At 57.0% G+C, this 14979-nt stretch carries 17 protein-coding genes and 1 pseudogene; all 18 read right to left on the reverse strand.

Annotation, left to right across the window (positions count from 1 at the left end; genetic code table 11):
* Position 1: 1 nt before the first annotated feature.
* The 18 genes and pseudogenes from ACTQ33_RS04465 to ACTQ33_RS04550 all read right to left on the reverse strand — a co-directional run bounded on the left by ACTQ33_RS04465 (position 2) and on the right by ACTQ33_RS04550 (position 14977).
* Positions 2-406, reverse strand: a complete 405-nt coding sequence (locus tag ACTQ33_RS04465) for a hypothetical protein (protein WP_071430742.1) — start codon at positions 404-406, stop codon at positions 2-4.
* 310 nt (positions 407-716) lie between these two features.
* The gene (locus tag ACTQ33_RS04470) at positions 717-1751 is read right to left on the reverse strand and encodes a hypothetical protein (protein ID WP_071430744.1); all 1035 of its coding nucleotides are present in this window, start codon (positions 1749-1751) and stop codon (positions 717-719) included.
* Positions 1748-2005, reverse strand: coding sequence for a DUF6103 family protein (locus ACTQ33_RS04475; protein WP_071430746.1), 258 nt, complete (start codon positions 2003-2005; stop codon positions 1748-1750). The genes ACTQ33_RS04470 and ACTQ33_RS04475 overlap by 4 nt, the downstream gene beginning before the upstream one ends.
* A gap of 14 nt (positions 2006-2019) precedes the next feature.
* Positions 2020-3213, reverse strand: coding sequence for a hypothetical protein (locus ACTQ33_RS04480; protein ID WP_087233696.1), 1194 nt, complete (start codon positions 3211-3213; stop codon positions 2020-2022).
* Positions 3213-5045, reverse strand: coding sequence for a VirB4 family type IV secretion system protein (locus ACTQ33_RS04485; protein WP_071430750.1), 1833 nt, complete (start codon positions 5043-5045; stop codon positions 3213-3215). The genes ACTQ33_RS04480 and ACTQ33_RS04485 overlap by 1 nt, the downstream gene beginning before the upstream one ends.
* A gap of 13 nt (positions 5046-5058) precedes the next feature.
* Positions 5059-5640 (reverse strand): hypothetical protein, encoded by a 582-nt coding sequence (locus ACTQ33_RS04490; protein ID WP_071430752.1) that lies wholly within the window; start codon positions 5638-5640, stop codon positions 5059-5061.
* The gene (locus ACTQ33_RS04495) at positions 5637-6038 is read right to left on the reverse strand and encodes a hypothetical protein (RefSeq protein ID WP_071430754.1); all 402 of its coding nucleotides are present in this window, start codon (positions 6036-6038) and stop codon (positions 5637-5639) included. Before ACTQ33_RS04495 ends, ACTQ33_RS04490 begins: the two co-directional genes overlap by 4 nt.
* Position 6039: 1 nt before the next feature.
* Positions 6040-6297: a hypothetical protein gene (locus ACTQ33_RS04500; protein WP_071430756.1), complete on the reverse strand. Its 258-nt coding sequence runs from the start codon at positions 6295-6297 to the stop codon at positions 6040-6042.
* A 60-nt stretch (positions 6298-6357) separates the two neighbouring features.
* Positions 6358-6693, reverse strand: coding sequence for a hypothetical protein (locus ACTQ33_RS04505; protein ID WP_071430758.1), 336 nt, complete (start codon positions 6691-6693; stop codon positions 6358-6360).
* 117 nt (positions 6694-6810) lie between these two features.
* Positions 6811-8761 (reverse strand): annotated as a pseudogene (locus ACTQ33_RS04510) (DNA cytosine methyltransferase).
* Between the two features lie 98 nt (positions 8762-8859).
* The gene (locus tag ACTQ33_RS04515) at positions 8860-9759 is read right to left on the reverse strand and encodes a conjugal transfer protein TrbL family protein (RefSeq protein ID WP_071430760.1); all 900 of its coding nucleotides are present in this window, start codon (positions 9757-9759) and stop codon (positions 8860-8862) included.
* A gap of 95 nt (positions 9760-9854) precedes the next feature.
* On the reverse strand, positions 9855-10280 hold the full coding sequence (locus ACTQ33_RS04520) for a hypothetical protein (protein ID WP_071430762.1): 426 nt from the start codon (positions 10278-10280) through the stop codon (positions 9855-9857).
* Between the two features lie 9 nt (positions 10281-10289).
* Positions 10290-10637 (reverse strand): DUF3852 domain-containing protein, encoded by a 348-nt coding sequence (locus ACTQ33_RS04525; protein ID WP_071430764.1) that lies wholly within the window; start codon positions 10635-10637, stop codon positions 10290-10292.
* Between the two features lie 24 nt (positions 10638-10661).
* Positions 10662-12416, reverse strand: coding sequence for a hypothetical protein (locus tag ACTQ33_RS04530; RefSeq protein WP_071430766.1), 1755 nt, complete (start codon positions 12414-12416; stop codon positions 10662-10664).
* Positions 12417-12493: 77 nt separating this feature from the next.
* Positions 12494-13081 (reverse strand): DUF6550 family protein, encoded by a 588-nt coding sequence (locus ACTQ33_RS04535; protein WP_071430768.1) that lies wholly within the window; start codon positions 13079-13081, stop codon positions 12494-12496.
* Between the two features lie 86 nt (positions 13082-13167).
* Positions 13168-13701, reverse strand: a complete 534-nt coding sequence (locus ACTQ33_RS04540) for a hypothetical protein (protein WP_235396415.1) — start codon at positions 13699-13701, stop codon at positions 13168-13170.
* Positions 13698-14093 carry a DUF4320 family protein gene (locus tag ACTQ33_RS04545; RefSeq protein WP_071430772.1) on the reverse strand — a complete coding sequence of 132 codons (396 nt, stop codon included), beginning with the start codon at positions 14091-14093 and terminating at the stop codon, positions 13698-13700. The genes ACTQ33_RS04540 and ACTQ33_RS04545 overlap by 4 nt, the downstream gene beginning before the upstream one ends.
* An 11-nt stretch (positions 14094-14104) precedes the next feature.
* The gene (locus ACTQ33_RS04550; protein ID WP_071430774.1) at positions 14105-14977 is read right to left on the reverse strand and encodes a secretion protein F; all 873 of its coding nucleotides are present in this window, start codon (positions 14975-14977) and stop codon (positions 14105-14107) included.
* Positions 14978-14979 lie beyond the last annotated feature (2 nt).

The raw sequence follows: 14979 nt of genomic DNA on the forward strand, positions 1-14979 counted from the left end.
GTTACACCGACTTCTGGAAGTCCAGTGCGTCCTTGAAGGAGATGCGCCCGTTGGTGCGCTTCATATCCCGGATGGCTTTTCCGCGCAGGCGCTGGTATTCGCCTTCGTCGATGTCGGTGTCGTAAGCGATGATCTGTCCCAGCACATGGAGATCCACGCCCTGCTTGAACAGGAGCGAGCCCATGCGCCCGGTATAGTAATCCAGTGTGCCGGTCATCATGGCAGAGAGTGCTTCGGGCAGAAAGGCGCCGGCGTTCTTGGTATGCAGATAGCCAAGATAGAATTCCACTGCTTTTTCGATGAACTCACTTTGGGTTCTACAGTTATCTGACCGATAGGTGTCCTCAATCTGCTCCTTCACAGATGGGGTCATCCATACAGTTACCTTCTGTTTTCCTTTTACCATAGTACCTCCTTGTTTGTTGGAACCGCTGTAAAACCCTTGGTACAGCGGCGTTCTCGTAAAATGGAGCGTTCCTGCTGCTGTTTAGGCTCAAAAGGAACGGCCTATCCAAAAGCCTGAAACTGCCCGCACTGCGGGCAGTTGTGAATGGCTCGGCGCACAAGGAGCGTCGGGCCTTTCTCCTGCTTGCCTTTCGTCGGCCTCCACCTCCCTCGAAAAGCGGCACAAACCCCGCCTGTTTCCCCAGGGCGGGGTACTCGGTCGGTCAGCCGCTGAAAGCCGCACACAGCGGCCCACAGGGGGCAACACGGCGCTACATCTGCATCTCCGGGGATGCCGGACTCTGCTCCGACAGATAGTTCGCACTGCACTCCTCCAGACTTTGGCCCCAGTACTCCTGACAGTAGGTGTTCATCCTGGGGAGGAGCAGGGCCTGTTCCTCGGCGCTGAGGCGATACTTAAACGCCTCCTCATCGCCGTTGCCCCGCTGCAGATACACCTCCAGCGTGTCACAGACACGGCGGGCATCCAGATCGTAGTTGGCATAGATGTTCAGCCAGTCATCGTTCTCGGTGGTACAGACGTTGGTTCCGAACACCTCGTCCGCATGGAACGATACTTCCATGTAGAACTCCAGCAGGTTGTCGTTCTGAATAATATCCTCCGCAAAGGAGATGTCCTCTGCGTGGAGCGTCCGGATACCGGTGAGATACTGGGGCTCCGTTTCGTATGTGATCTCTTTTCCCTGCAGACGATCCAGGAAGGTGCGCCACTGTTCGTCCGGTGACGCGGCGCTTTTCTTCGTGGCGAAGTAGACGGCGGTGCTGACATCCTGAATGCGGAATCGCTTCCAGCCGTCCATGATGTTGAGGGCATCGAGGTAGCCGCTGTCCAGGTCAATGTCGAATGCACCGACCACTCTGCCGGTGTTATCCAGCCGCTCCGACACATATGTTTCGAACTGCTCACGGGACAGTTTCTCTCCACGGGGAAACATTTCAGTGAAGTGTGCGGGGGCGTCGCCGTCTGCCTTGCGGATATAGCTGCGAAGGCGTCGGGCAGTTTGCAGGAACTCCATATGTTCTTCCGTCAGGAAGTAGTCGGCACTGCCGCCCTCCGTGACATGGAAAACGGCGAAGCGCCGTGTGGCCTCCCGAGCCTCCTTCTCCGCCTGCTGCTCTGCCCAGAGCTCGTGGCTGATGCGCTCGTACTCCCGCTGAGGAAGCTGGTTGCACATTTCATCAAGGACATTCTCCAGATGCTCCTCCAGCGTTTCATCTTTCAGATGCTTGCTGAGGGCGTCGTACCAACGCTCGTCAATCCAGAGGGTGATGTCTTTGCTGTTCACTGCGACGCCTCCACTTCTTCTGCGGGTTTGGGCGTGACAGGCTTCGGGCTGCGGCGGGACTTGTTCGGAGCAGCGGCGTTTACATCGCTCTCGTCGATGTATTCACGCACCGGAGCGGGCACATATTTTTCATAGAGTTTCACCAGCGCATCCGTCATCTCACGGTCCAGGTCAAGCTCCTTCTTGCCCATGTAGCGTTTGAGCGCCGAGAGCTTCTCCTCATCGAAGGTGATGGTCAGGTTCACTTGTTTCATTGGCACTTCCTTTCTCAGTTGTAGTTGATGTATTCGATCTCCAGCCAGTGGGTCCAGCCGCGGCCTTCCAGCTTGGTCTTGACCACACCGTACTTGGTGCCCATGGCCTCGATGACCTCGCCGTTTCCGATGTAGACGCCGATGTGTCCGTCGTGCCAGACGGCAAGGCCGGGAGTATCCGGCATGGTATCAATGGGACCGGACACCGATGCGGAGTAGTACATCTGGTTTGCTCCCAGGTCGGGCATGCCGTTGGTGGCATAGTCAATGGTGAGGGTTTCGGGATTCAGCCAGCCATAGCCTTTGATGAGACCGACGCAGTCCGTTGTCCGTCCTCCCAGCCAGTTGGCCCGGATGAAGTCTGCGTAGGTACCAACGCCATCCGGATACTGCTCCAACTTATAGGCGAAGAGCGAATCGGTGAGGACACTGCCGTAGGTTCCCCAGACATAACCCCAGCCGGACTCCCAGGCATGGATGGCGTAGGTCACAAGGTCAGCGGCATTCTTGGTGGTGGGATCGGTGAAGGTGGAGATGTCCAGCTCAATGCTGCTCCCATCCCCTCGGAGATACTCGCCGCTGTAGCTGCCGCCACCCACGGCACCGGCTATCATGGTATAGATGTGGTCGATGTTGCTTTTGTCATCCTCCGTGATTGCTCTGCCCAGATGGGCTTCCAGATTGGCGTATGCCTGGTACAGCGAGATCGGCACCGCGACGGTATATTCTTCTTCCTCTGTACTGGTAGTCCCGTCCTCCAGAGTCACTTCCACGGTTCGGGTTCGGGTTTCGGTGGTGTAGAAGCACCCCACGAAGCTGTTCGCCGCCCGTGTGGACGGGGCGTCCTCCCCAAAGCAGAGGGCATAAAAAACAGCCTTGACACGGATGGGGTCAAGGCTGTTGCCGCTGTCCATCTGCCCATTGGCAGAGGACACCGCCGAGTCCAGAAGAGAAAAGGCCGAGCGCATCTCCTCAATGTGATACCGGAACTCCGCAGGGACTTCGGCGGAGAACTCGCCTCCATAGAAGCACGCCTCCACCGAATAGTTGTTGTGTTCTGAACCGCCGGAACCAATGGCGCAGAGCAGGGCGATCAAAAGAATGACCGGTGAAAAGACTGCCACCAGAATCCAGCCCACACCTTTTCGGGTCTTTTCATTGGTGAGGAGCATGGCGGCGGCTTTTGCGATTGCCGCAGGCACAGCCATCAGCGACCACCTGCCGATCCGAAGAGTTTCTCCTTGTAGGACGGAGCATGAACCTCCAGCAGGTATCGCTCATTGCCGCACTTATACAGGCAGACGCCCCTCTGAGGAAACTTGATGAGGTTGTATTCCGACTCCTCCAGCTGAAGCATATCCATGTAGGATCGCTTGTCGATGGAGCCGGCGTTGAACAGGAACTGGTGGGGCGGGATGCTGAACAGGGGCTTTGTCATCTCACGGACGCCTTCCTGGTCAAAGTCCTCCAGATTCTGACTGGCCAGAAGCATGGCGGATTCTTTCTTTCGCACACGCTTCAGGCAGTTGCGGATGTACTCGATAGCAGTGGGGTTGGACAGCCAGATATACAGCTCGTCCAGAGCCGCCACGGTATTGCCCACGGTCAGAAGCTTGTCGGACATGAAGGACAGCACATTGAAGAGCATGGCGTTGCGGACATTCTTGGCGGCACTGAGCATCCTTTTCACGCCGAACACCAGAAAGCGGCTGGAGGTGATGTTGGTGTGTCCGTTGAAGAACTGGGCGTCGGCCCCCTTGCACATGGAGTGCAGGCCAAGCAGCACCTCCTGCAGGAGCTTTTCAGTATAGAGCTGGTGCTGACCGGCATCGTAGTTTTTGAATTCCTGCTCGATGAGGTCGTACAGATCGGAGAGAATGGGATAGTCCTCCGGACGCATCCGGCTGAAGTTGGTGCGCTCGGTGATGCCAAACTTCTGATACAGCTTGGACAGCATGATCTCAATGGTATCGATATGCGCGTCGCTGAAATCCTTATAGGCCCGGAAGAAGTCCTTCAGGAAGGAGATGTGCTGGGCCAGCAGGGTGCTTTTGCGAAAGGCCTCCGGCGCGTCGGTGGCATTGGGATCGCCGCCGTCATCCCAGCACTTGGGTTCCAGCACATTGATGATGTACTGTCCGGCCATGAGGTCGGCGAAGCAGCCGCCCACCGCCTCGCACATCTCCTGCTGTTCGTGTTCGGCGTCCAGGGAAATGATGGACTTGCCGGACTCCAACAGGTTCAGGATAAGCAGCTTCATGAGGTAGGATTTGCCCTGACCGGAGTTGCCCAGGATCAGGATGTTGGCGGAGGTCTTATCCTCGTCCCGCTGGTCGAAGTCCACCAGAATGTTGCTGCCGTATTTGTCTTTGCCAATGTAGAAGCCCTTGGGGTCCAGTTTGCCGGAGTAGTTGAAGGGATAGAGATTTGCCACGCTGGAGGCGGGCAGCACCCGTTCAAACTGGACGCCGAAGGCATTGTGACCGCTGGGATTGACACAGCGGAAGCCCTGCTGCTGGCGGAGCAGGAGCTTGTCGACATTCAGCTTGCTCCGTACCAGCTCCGTCAGCACATCGGTCTGGAGCAGCTTGAGGGTGTTGTAGTCCGAGGCGGTCAGCTCGATATAGACCGCACAGTGGAGCAGCGGCTCACGGTTGCGGTGCATGGCGGCCACCAGGGTCGCCACATCCTGCAGGTTGCTCTCGGCGGTGACCGTCTGCTGCAGGTCATTGGTGTTGGAACTGTTCATGCGGTTTTTGTTGGCTGCGTTCTGGATGATTCGCTTTTCCTCTGCGGGCGTGACCTGCCGGGTGTAGATCCGCAGGGTGATGCCGTCCTTTTCTCCCAGGTGGCGGAGGATGGCCTGCTCGTCCGTGCTGGTGGGGTATTCCCGAAGGGCCCAGACGCAGCGGTAGGTGTTGCCGCAGATGAAGTGGTCCGGCATGAAGCTGACCACTGAGGGAGCGATCATGTCCAGGAAGGACTTGATGTTCGCCTCCTCACGGCCCTGAGGTGCGGGGTTTACTCGTTTCTTTGCCATGGAATTCCTCCCTTTATTCGCCCACAATGACCCAGCGGTCACCGTCGTAGTCCTCGTACTGCTCGGTGGTCACATTCTGCTCGAAGTAGACGCCCAGCATCCGTTTGAGATCCTGCTCGGCGGCCCGGCGGGTGGTGAATCCGTTGTCATTGATGCTCTGCTCGATGCGGCTGAGGTACGGAAACACATCCGTATCCTTTTCCTTCCGCAGCCGGATGATGATATAAAACTCCCGGCTGGAGGCCATCAGCACCTGAATGCGGTCCAGGTGTGTGCTGTCCTGCTCCAGAAGCCTGCGTATGGCAGGGAGCTCCTCGCAGGTCTGCCGTTCCTGATAGAAGGTCTTGTTCCGTTCAAAGGACTCCTTGGAGTTGAGCGCCAGCATCTCGATCTCGGCCTGTCCCTTGACCACATTCAGCAGAGCGTAGATTCTGGCGCTGATGCTGGAGTCCGGCAGGACGCTGATGTTGGTGGGCTTGATGATGAAGAATACCAGGTCGCCCATGCGGGTGGCGATGCAGTAGTCTTTGACGCTGTCGATCCCCATGAGCTGCCGGGTAGACTGGGCCGACTTATCTTTTTTCTTTCTGCTCATACTGTGATCCCTCCTTTGGAAAAGAGCGCCGGAAACAGGCCGGTGCAGCGGATGGTGACGCGGCAGGTCACCGTCTTGGGGTGCTGGCGGAACCAGTATTTTGCCCGGACATTTCTCGCACCATCGCAGCGGGAGCTTTCACACAGGCGTCCGCCCACATAGCTTTTCAGAAGGGCCCGCAGACTGCGGAAGCCGTGATAATATCTGCCGTCCTCACTGCGGCAGCACCACTTGTTTTGGGACTCGTGCCAGAAATACGCATTGTCACACTCCCAGCGTCTGCGTTTCCGGCTCCACCGAAGGGTCAGCGAAGCAGACAGATCTTTTTCTTCGTATCCTTCGGTTTCCTCAAAAGAGAAAGGAGGCGCCGTACCGAACATGGTTTCGTCATAGCTCATATCACATTCTCCATTCATAAAATTGCTGTCTGGTGATCAGGAAGGCCACCGCATACCGGATAAAGTCCAGAATGCTGGTGCCGTCAAACCGGATGCTGAGGAAGGCGTAGACCGCCGTCAGCACCAGCGGAATAAAAATTCCGGTCTGGGTCAGCGCCAGGACGGAGAGCAAAAGCCCTACGCCGATGACGCCCACATCCTTGAGTTCCCAAAGCCACAGCATTGCTTTGGCGGTCAGGTTATCGGGATAGATGTACAGGATAGTTCACCTCCAAGAAAAAAGCCGCCGGGGTTCATTCCCCGGCGTCCATGCGGTATCTCATTCGTTGGTCGTTTCCTCGGTCTGGTTCTGCGCCTCATATTCGGCCAGCGCCTGTTCGATGAGTCCGATGACGAACTCCTTCTGGCTGATCTTCCGGCCGCGCTTCTTTTCGGCGGCGATGAAGTTCTTCAGCCGCTGATCCAGTTCCTCAGAGATTTGGAATGCCAAGGTTTTGGTTGCTGCCATGATCGTTTTTCCTCCTTCGAAGTGTTCTTTGAGTACCAGTTCCACATATTCTCCCAAGGTGCTCAGCGCCAGCTGCTCTTTCTCCGCAATGACCTTGGCGTGGAGGTCTGCGGGAATCATTGCACAGAGATTCTTTTTCGCATTCATGGAGCGTTCTCCTTTCTGTATTTTGCAGGCAAAGCATACTGCACCCAAGGACAAATAGCTATTCACACAACCCAACAAAGAAGCAAGCGTAAACGAAGCAGAAGCAACAAGGCACATTCAGCTTGCCAGAAGCACCAGCGAAATGCCATGGAGAACATAGTCCACGCACGGAATGGCAACGGAATTGCCCAGTGCTTTGTAGCGGGCTGAGTCCGAGGCGCCGGGGATGGCTGTCCAATTGTCCGGGAAGCCCTGAAGGCGCTCACACTCCAGTGGGGTCAGCCTGCGAATCAGCTTTGGCCGGCCTGTCCCTTGCAGCACAAGATCTGTGGCATCCTTATGCTGACGGGCACTCTGGGTGCTGACCACCTCGCCGTCCTTGAACACATCCACCCGCTGCCTGCTGAATACCGCATGGTGGTCGGTTGCGGTCAAGGTATAGGCGATGTCCTGCTGATAGCCGATGCCGTTCCCACCGTTTTTGGGTTGCCTGTCGATGGCGTTGCCGGTGATGCAGAATACCGGTTCCTGCTCTACCAACGGCACATTGTTGCCGCCGGTACCGTACCGTGCGGACATGGTGGGAGCGACCCGATGCGGACCGGTGTAGCGGGAGTCGATGCCGTGGTTCTCATAGACCAGCGGCTGGTGTCCGTGTTCCTGGGCTCGGAGAGTCCCTGTCACATTTTCACTGCATTCCATGACGCTGCCGCCCTGGTCGTTGAGGCACAAAACCGATGGCATGCAGTTCCCGCCAGCGCTGCCCTTCAGCGTGGGGGCGAGTTCTTCGCCATAGCCGATGCCTCCGGCGGATGCTCCTGCACCGGCAGAGAAACCGGCAGTCAGGACGCAAGGGTAGCCCTGTCCGGCCTGACCGCCCCCTGCACTCAGGGATGTATGGCGCTCCGGCGTCAGGAAACAATCGCCGTTGCCCTTGGCCACTACACCTTCCGCAATGAAGGTTTGCTGCTTCATTCCCGGTTGGGCGCCCAAGGCTCCGGCCACATCGTGCAGATCCCGGACTTCATCTCTCTGATTTGCCGCAAAGGCAATCGGCTGGAGCAGACCGTTTCGGCCTGTGGACATCCCGCAGTTTACGCCAAGCGTTGCCGCAACATCGCCGGTCAAATCGCCATTGTACCCATCAAAGCCTTCCACATCATCCTTGTCTGGCTGTGTGACAAAGGTCTGCATTTGCATATTGTTAGTGGCCATTAGGGCGCCGGACACTCCGTGCAGGTTGATACCTTCATCCCTCTGGTTGATATGGTACGCTTCCAACTTGGTGGCGTCGCCGTCCGGTGGAGCGACTCCAGATTGGATTTCCAGCGCCCGTTTGAGCTTCTTGGGGAGCTCTTTTCCTCGCTCAAGGGCCCGGCGCAGGATACCCAGGCAGGCTTTCGGGGTCAAATAGTATTTGTCCGGCGGATCGTCCTGCAAAATCTGCGACAAGGAAGATTCTTTTTCTTCTCTGGGGGACACCCCAGTATTGAGCGTCAAGGCATCGCCACGCCAGGGAGAAATCAGTTCCCAATACGATTCGCCCAGCAGATTCCCAGCGCCCGGTGTCAGGTCGAGGGACTGAAACACCACCGACTTTAATTCGGACGATCTCCTCGAGGACGATCCGGAAGTCCTCTCCTTTGGGAGTTCCGCTGGAGAAGGCTCCGGGAACATTCTCCCACACCATAAATCGAGGTCGTATATAGAGAGCTGTTCTGTTTCGTAATCGTTCTGCATTTCTCATCTCCTTTACAAGTCTGACCTGTTCCATGAACAAGCCGGAGCGCGCGCCGGAGAGACCGGCGCGGTTTCCGGCCACAGACAAGTCCTGACAGGGAGAGCCGCCGCAGATGATGTCCACCGGCGGCAGCTCCGCACCGTCAAGCTTTGTGATATCGCCTACATGGACCATATCGGGAAATCGAAGCCGGGTCACCTCTATCGGGAATGCTTCGATCTCGCTGGCCCACACAGGAACGATGCCGTTGTGAATGGCGGCCAGCGGGAATCCCCCGATCCCGTCAAACAGGCTGCCCATCGTCGGCGCAAGTTTCGCATCGTTCATTTCCGTGCGGACACGAAAATTCACTCGCTCCGCTGCGCCTCCTCTCCCCACACAAGCCGCGGTATCGGGCTTGTGCGGGGGCCCCATGCTGTTTGTTCTCATTTGGCTACCGCCTGAACGATGGTTCTTGTGGTGGAGACTGCGGCCTGGGCGGTGTAGACCGCAGACATGATGTTGGCTCTTGTGGTGGTATCCAGGCCAAAGGCTCCGGCGATACGGGGGATCTCACCGGCGGACAGCATCAGGCCAAGGCCCAGAAGCGCATTATCTTTAAACACCATCAATCCGGCTATCAATATGGTGGATTGCAGGAAAGCGGTCAGGCACAGGCCGATGATCTGCTTGCACCACTGGATGAAGCCGTCGGTATAGCCGCGGGGCACGCTGAACATATAGAGACTGCCTACCGCAATTTGAATCAGAAGGATACCGCCGCGCTTCAGGTTTGCAAAGAATACCTTGATCACCGCATAGGCCATCAGGATAATACAGAACAGCAGCATGATCGGGCTGGTGATGGATGCAAACCCAAAGTATGAGCCGGATGTCATGCCTGTCAGGGAATCCACTCCGCTGAGCGTATCGACAATCTCGGTCGCCACCTCGCCAATGGAGGTCCCATATCCGGTAATTCCGGCGGTGAGGCTGGCCTGCAGCGTGACAGAGAGTTCATAGAGCCGAACCGGCACCACGGTAAACAGGCTTACCGCCATAAAGCCCTTGATGGCGTTGAGGGCGATCTCCTTGACATTTCCTCTGCCGGAGGAGTATTCAATGCCGCATTCAAAGCAGGCCACCACCAGGCCGGTGCCGTAGAGCGCCCAGGCCAGATAGGAGAAAAACAGTACCACGCTCTGCACCCAGCTCATCTCGAACAGCTCAACGCCCATGTTCCCCATCTCGGCAAAGAAGTTCCCGAGGAAGCCCATGACCTGGCCATAGATCCAGTCAACGATCTGTCCGAGGATGGTGTCGGCAACAAAATCCCAAATAAACAATGGTTCGCTCACCTCTTTTCGGGGCGAGGCCGCACCAACTGCCTGGGATAAAGGGCCGGGGGCCGCACAGCTGGTACGGCCCCTGGGTCACTTACTTACATGGTCTGCTGCCACTGAGGGTCAGCCGTCTGGGTCTGCTCCTGAAATACCTCCAGGTAGTCGGAAACCGCCTCCGTGAGCTGCCGGTAGTCCCGGCTGTTGGGATGGTAGACATACCAGTCCGCTTTCCCGTAGTCATCCCAGATGTAGGGGGTGATCCCGTTTTTGAAGTTCGGGTTGTTGGTCTGCTTTTTCCCGAGGATGTCGGAAAGGTTCAGGAGCAGCGCATCCACCTGGCCTTCGTTCCGGTTCAGAATGGAGATGCGAAGGGCATGGTATTGATTTGCCACAATTCCAGTGACGAACTGGATCTTTGCCCGGTTCAGCTCATTCAGACGCACATAGCAGGCCCGGCCTACATAAGTGGCATCAGGGTACTTCGGGGCAACGATCCTGTGAAGCTCTTGCTCAAAAAAGTTCATATGCCCTCCTCAGATGCCCACGATGTCCCAGAGATACATGGGAGCCGTCAGAGTAAACACCAGGCAGGCAAAGAGGATGGCCGGAGCCGCCCACTCAAACTGACCGGACTTCCGATACTCGAAATAAGCGGTACCCAGCTTGGCAAAGAAGAACACCGCCAGGATCAGGTCAATGGCGGGAAACACCACGTTGTTGACCACAGTCTTGATCTGAGCGGATGCGGTGGTCCAGGTACTCTCCACGGCGCCGGCCACATCCCCGGTCCCTGCGGCAAAGGCCGTGGTTGCCGTCAGGCAGACCATAGCCAGCACCACGATCATCATAACAATCAGGCGTTTGCAGTTATATTTACGCATAGATGAACCTCCATTGTGAGTTTGTTAATTTGCGGGGGCGATATGCCAGTCTTCCCATAGGTCGCCCGAAATCCGAATGGAATCCGTTAGGTTCATGGACAGCATGCCTGCCGGCGTCCAGCAGTCCAGGAGCCAGGTGTACGGCGTATAGCTTCCATCGGGATACCAGATGGGGGTGAAATGGGTCGGCCTGTTATATGTGCTGTAGGGATTATTCTTGAAGGCGAAGGCGGAGCGTTTGCCGCTGACGCTTCGATCCAGAAGCCGCCAGAATCCTTCGTAGTTGAACTCCGGGAAATAGGTCACGGCATTTTGCGCCGCAGTCACGGCAGAGCTCTGGGTCGTGCTGACATTGGCAGTCACAGTCTGCTGGATGCCGTAACCGCTTTTGGCGGTCGTGGCGCTTGCTGTGGGGGACATGCTATCCGGCGTAATGGCCATGGAAGCCGACAGGCTGGCGGAGTAGCCGCTATAATCAAACTCCCACCAGCCTTGATCCTCCCACCAGCCGTTGTCCACCCAGTGGTACCAGCGGTCCGTGTGGGATTTGCCCTCGCTGTCCGTCCACCGGTCCGTGTGCCAGCACTTCTCCCAGTTTTCAACCCACACCCAATTCTCCTGCCACCAGGGAGACCAGATGCCCCAGGAGGCAGAGGTCACTTCCTCTTTCTCCGGGATGCTCACCAGGGTAAAGTCATCGTTTCGGTCATCGGCCACGGGATTGGGGGGATCGTTCCCGTCCAGATCAACGATATTGGCAGTGATGGTGCTTTGGGCCGTGCCGCCGCCCTGGACTCGGACCCGGATGGTGCAGACACAGGGTTCCTCCGGCGTATGCCATTTCACCCAGACCAGCTGGCTGTCTCCCTCCGGGTAATAGACATTGCTGACCGTATAGGTGCTGCCTTCGATCACAAACTGCACGGTGACCGGGTTGTCCGGGTCAGACTGACCGCCGGACACCTCCACGGAGGTGATCACATCTGTGTCCACCCGGTATTCGTAGTCAAACTCGTCGATCTCCGGCGGCTCCAGCTCGTCGTTGAACCGGACAATGCCAATGCCCAGAGAGGAGATGATCTGGTCGTTGCTCACCTTGCTGGTGGTGCTGCCCGACCAGGCGGGATACCCCAGGTCTGCTTCCTCCAGAAAGATGGCCAGCGGCAGGTTCTGATGGGTCAGCGAGCCCATCCAGTATCGAAGATCACCGTCAACTGTCTTATCATAAAGGGCAGCTTCGGTTGCGGTCATAGCGTAGTTGGCGCCGCCGTAAACCAGGTATGCAATCGGCTCAATGACGATTTTATAATCACCGCAAATCAGGGTGTCAAAATCCATCCCAACATACCCGGCAATGGCCCGAATGACCTGTTCATCCGTAAAATAACTGCGGATGGCATCAATGCTGGCCGGATAGCTGCCGGAGGAGATAATGCGGGGAAGGCTTTGGGCTGGACGTATGCAAGTATATCCGCCTACAATTGGCCGTAGAGATGCACCGCTGTTATAAGATAGCTTGCTTATCTTTCCAAAGTGGATCACATTGGTACCCGGCATTTTGTTGCTCCAATCTATCGTGTTTCCTATGACCGCATGGCTACTTGTTTCAACAACAGAAATGCGGACGCCGTCCATGCCGGGGTTCCAATAGCTGGTGGATGTTCCGTTGCCCAGATTGCCTCCGCCGCTATCAATATTCTCATCGCCAATGGCGTAAGCAGGCACAGCGATTCCCAGCATCAGGACGACGGAAAGAATAAGCGCAAGAATTCGCTTCATAGAGGACCTCCTTTCGGATTTTTGGGCAAAAGAGAAGGCGCAGTCGGGATTGACTGCGCCTTCTTTACAATAATTGGTTAGTTTCCGCCACCCATTGTGCCGATTTTATTACCGTTTTCGTATATATCATTTCCTTCGATGACGGTGTTCTCGCCGCTGTTCTCCACATAACCGAAGCCGGGCACATAGACCTGACCGGCGCTGTTGGTGCTTCCGGCAGCAGGCTCTGTTTCGGTGGGGGTGACTGTGGGCGGCTCCTCATAGGTGGGCGGCTCCTCGTCCTCGGTCCTGCGTTCCTCCTCCGGCACATCTTCTGCGTCGTGGTTCTCCGGCAGTGTCGAGGTTCCATCTGGGGCTTCCGGCTTTTCAGGCTGCTCCGGTTTGACCGGGTCGGCCTGGATGGTCTGCTCCAAACCGCTGGAGTCGGCGCCCTGGGCGGGATCGGTTTCGGATGCGTCCGGCACCTCCACCTGGATGTCCACATCCGTCTGCCCGTCGCTGTTGATACTCACATCCGGGTCGCCACTTTGCGCCGGCTCATCGGATACCACACCGGAAGGAATCTCGGCTTTGCCGCCAAACCGGGCGGCGATTCCAATCGCAACGGCCGCACAGAGCAGGCAGCCGATGGAGATGAGGATCATTTTCTTCGTCTTTTCTGTCATAGCGCATACCTCCCTTGAACATTTTTCTTGTTAAGTGGACAATACCACATCTTTTCGCGGAAGTCTATTGCAAAGGAGAAACCTTTTTAGAAGAGCGGGATATACTTCGCTTCCGTGTGCAAAGTCATGTTGGCAGAGGGCAGAAGGTTTCCGAGAAAGCGTACCGGAACCTCCAAGTGAATCTCCACCACAGCGGTGTAACCCTCGCTCTGACCGGAACTGAGGCCGTTGTTCTCCAACTCCACAGACAAACCGGAGATTATGTACTCGATCTCTCCGCCTGAACGCTTCTGGTACCCCTGTGCCGTATTTTCCAGGCCCAGGGTTTCGGAAAGCTGACCGTATACATCGCCGGTGTCGATGCTCTCATCCCAGCGGCCTGTGCCGTCCGGATACCATCCGGCGGCATAGCCCTCCCGCACGGCGTGGTACACATCGTCATAGTTGTCATTGACGGTGGAGATCACTGCCTGCTGTGCGGCTTCCTTCACGCCCTGGGCGATGATCCATAACCGGCAGAATTCCGCCACGGCACAGAACAGCATCAGCAAGACCAGCACAATGGCCAGGATCATGGGGGCGCCCTCGCCGGAGCGACGGCGAAAAATAGCCTTTCTCACTTCCAGTACACCTCCGACTTTCCTGTGGCCTCCGCAGTCAGCGTAATAGGGAATGAGCCCAGCCCCCCGAAGAGGCCGATATCCGTTTCCAGCGTCAGGGTCACAGTGACCTCATCGTTGAGTTGGATGCGTCCGGTGGCGGACCACCGGATGTCAGGGTCAAGCCCGGTGCTGTCGGTAAGCGCCGCCGCACGGCGAGTGGTTTCCGTACCGACCCGGCCGGCAATTTCCGCCTCACGCACCAGCTCCACGGCATAGGTGTCCAGCTGCTGTTTGGTGATATAGACCGGCAGCACACGGACCACCAGCGCCAGCACCAGCATGGCGCATACCACCAGGACGCAAACATCGATATAGCCTTCGCCGGAGCGCCGTTTCAGTAATTTTCTCATGGCGACCTCCTTTAGAACAGGCTCCCCAGGGAGTTGACGATCTGGTACACGATGATGACGATATAGGTCATCATAAAGCACAGGAGCATGATAAAGCTGAATACCCGGATCTTGGGCGGGATCTTGGCGGCCTTGGCTTTGAGCCGCTGCAGCTCCTGTGCTTTCAGATCATGGGAGAGCATCTGAAAATACATCCTGCCATCGTCGCCCCGGAGGATGCCGATGAGGCCGCGGACGATGTCTGAAATGATGGCTGAGCCCATTCTGGCCTCAAAGCGGATGAGCGCCGCCTCGTAAGAGGAGGACCGCATATCCGCAGTCAGCACATCCAGCTCACGACCAAAGTCAGGCCCGGCGTGTTTCTTGTAGTTTTCCAGAATCCGCAGCACATCCCGGCTGGCAGCCAGCTCCTGATGGATGGTGGCGACGAACCGGGGCAGCTCGCCTTCGATCAGTTCCATTCTGGCCTTGACCAGCTCGTCAGCACGGCGGCTCTCCTTGAACCAGGTCAGAACGGCCAGCACCACGATGAGGGGGCTCAGGATGGGCAGGATCAGCAGGCACGGGATGATGCCGAGCAGGATGAGGCAGGGCTTCAGAATTGAATAAGCCGAGTAGACCTGGGGCGTCATATCCAACCCTGCCGCCGTGAGCTTGCTCTCCAGACGGCGGTATTTGTATTCGTCCATTCGGATCAGCGGAGCCAGCTTCAATGCCCAGCCGAGGATCAGCGCCTCCAGAGATTTGACCAGACTGCGTTCCCGCCGCCCAGCAGAGATGAGCGCCCGTTCCGCAGCCAGCCGGGGAATTTTCAGCAGGTCGGCAAGGACAAAATACAGTCCGGCGGCCAGTGCGGCGCCGAACAGAAATAAAAGTGCGCCCATTT

The sequence above is a fragment of the Candidatus Avoscillospira sp. LCP25S3_F1 genome (assembly GCF_052117125.1).
In the GTDB taxonomy this organism is placed as follows: Bacteria; Bacillota; Clostridia; order Oscillospirales; family Oscillospiraceae; genus Avoscillospira_A.

Excerpts from the sequence above, each read along its gene's own strand:
- ACTQ33_RS04465 (WP_071430742.1), bottom strand. The coding sequence starts at position 406 with ATGGTAAAAGGAAAACAGAAGGTAACTGTATGGATGACCCCATCTGTG.
- ACTQ33_RS04475 (WP_071430746.1), bottom strand. The coding sequence starts at position 2,005 with ATGAAACAAGTGAACCTGACCATCACCTTCGATGAGGAGAAGCTCTCG.
- ACTQ33_RS04480 (WP_087233696.1), bottom strand. The coding sequence starts at position 3,213 with ATGGCTGTGCCTGCGGCAATCGCAAAAGCCGCCGCCATGCTCCTCACC.
- ACTQ33_RS04485 (WP_071430750.1), bottom strand. The coding sequence starts at position 5,045 with ATGGCAAAGAAACGAGTAAACCCCGCACCTCAGGGCCGTGAGGAGGCG.
- ACTQ33_RS04490 (WP_071430752.1), bottom strand. The coding sequence starts at position 5,640 with ATGAGCAGAAAGAAAAAAGATAAGTCGGCCCAGTCTACCCGGCAGCTC.
- ACTQ33_RS04495 (WP_071430754.1), bottom strand. The coding sequence starts at position 6,038 with ATGAGCTATGACGAAACCATGTTCGGTACGGCGCCTCCTTTCTCTTTT.
- ACTQ33_RS04505 (WP_071430758.1), bottom strand. The coding sequence starts at position 6,693 with ATGAATGCGAAAAAGAATCTCTGTGCAATGATTCCCGCAGACCTCCAC.
- ACTQ33_RS04520 (WP_071430762.1), bottom strand. The coding sequence starts at position 10,280 with ATGAACTTTTTTGAGCAAGAGCTTCACAGGATCGTTGCCCCGAAGTAC.
- ACTQ33_RS04525 (WP_071430764.1), bottom strand. The coding sequence starts at position 10,637 with ATGCGTAAATATAACTGCAAACGCCTGATTGTTATGATGATCGTGGTG.
- ACTQ33_RS04530 (WP_071430766.1), bottom strand. The coding sequence starts at position 12,416 with ATGAAGCGAATTCTTGCGCTTATTCTTTCCGTCGTCCTGATGCTGGGA.
- ACTQ33_RS04535 (WP_071430768.1), bottom strand. The coding sequence starts at position 13,081 with ATGACAGAAAAGACGAAGAAAATGATCCTCATCTCCATCGGCTGCCTG.
- ACTQ33_RS04545 (WP_071430772.1), bottom strand. The coding sequence starts at position 14,093 with ATGAGAAAATTACTGAAACGGCGCTCCGGCGAAGGCTATATCGATGTT.
- ACTQ33_RS04550 (WP_071430774.1), bottom strand. The coding sequence starts at position 14,977 with ATGGGCGCACTTTTATTTCTGTTCGGCGCCGCACTGGCCGCCGGACTG.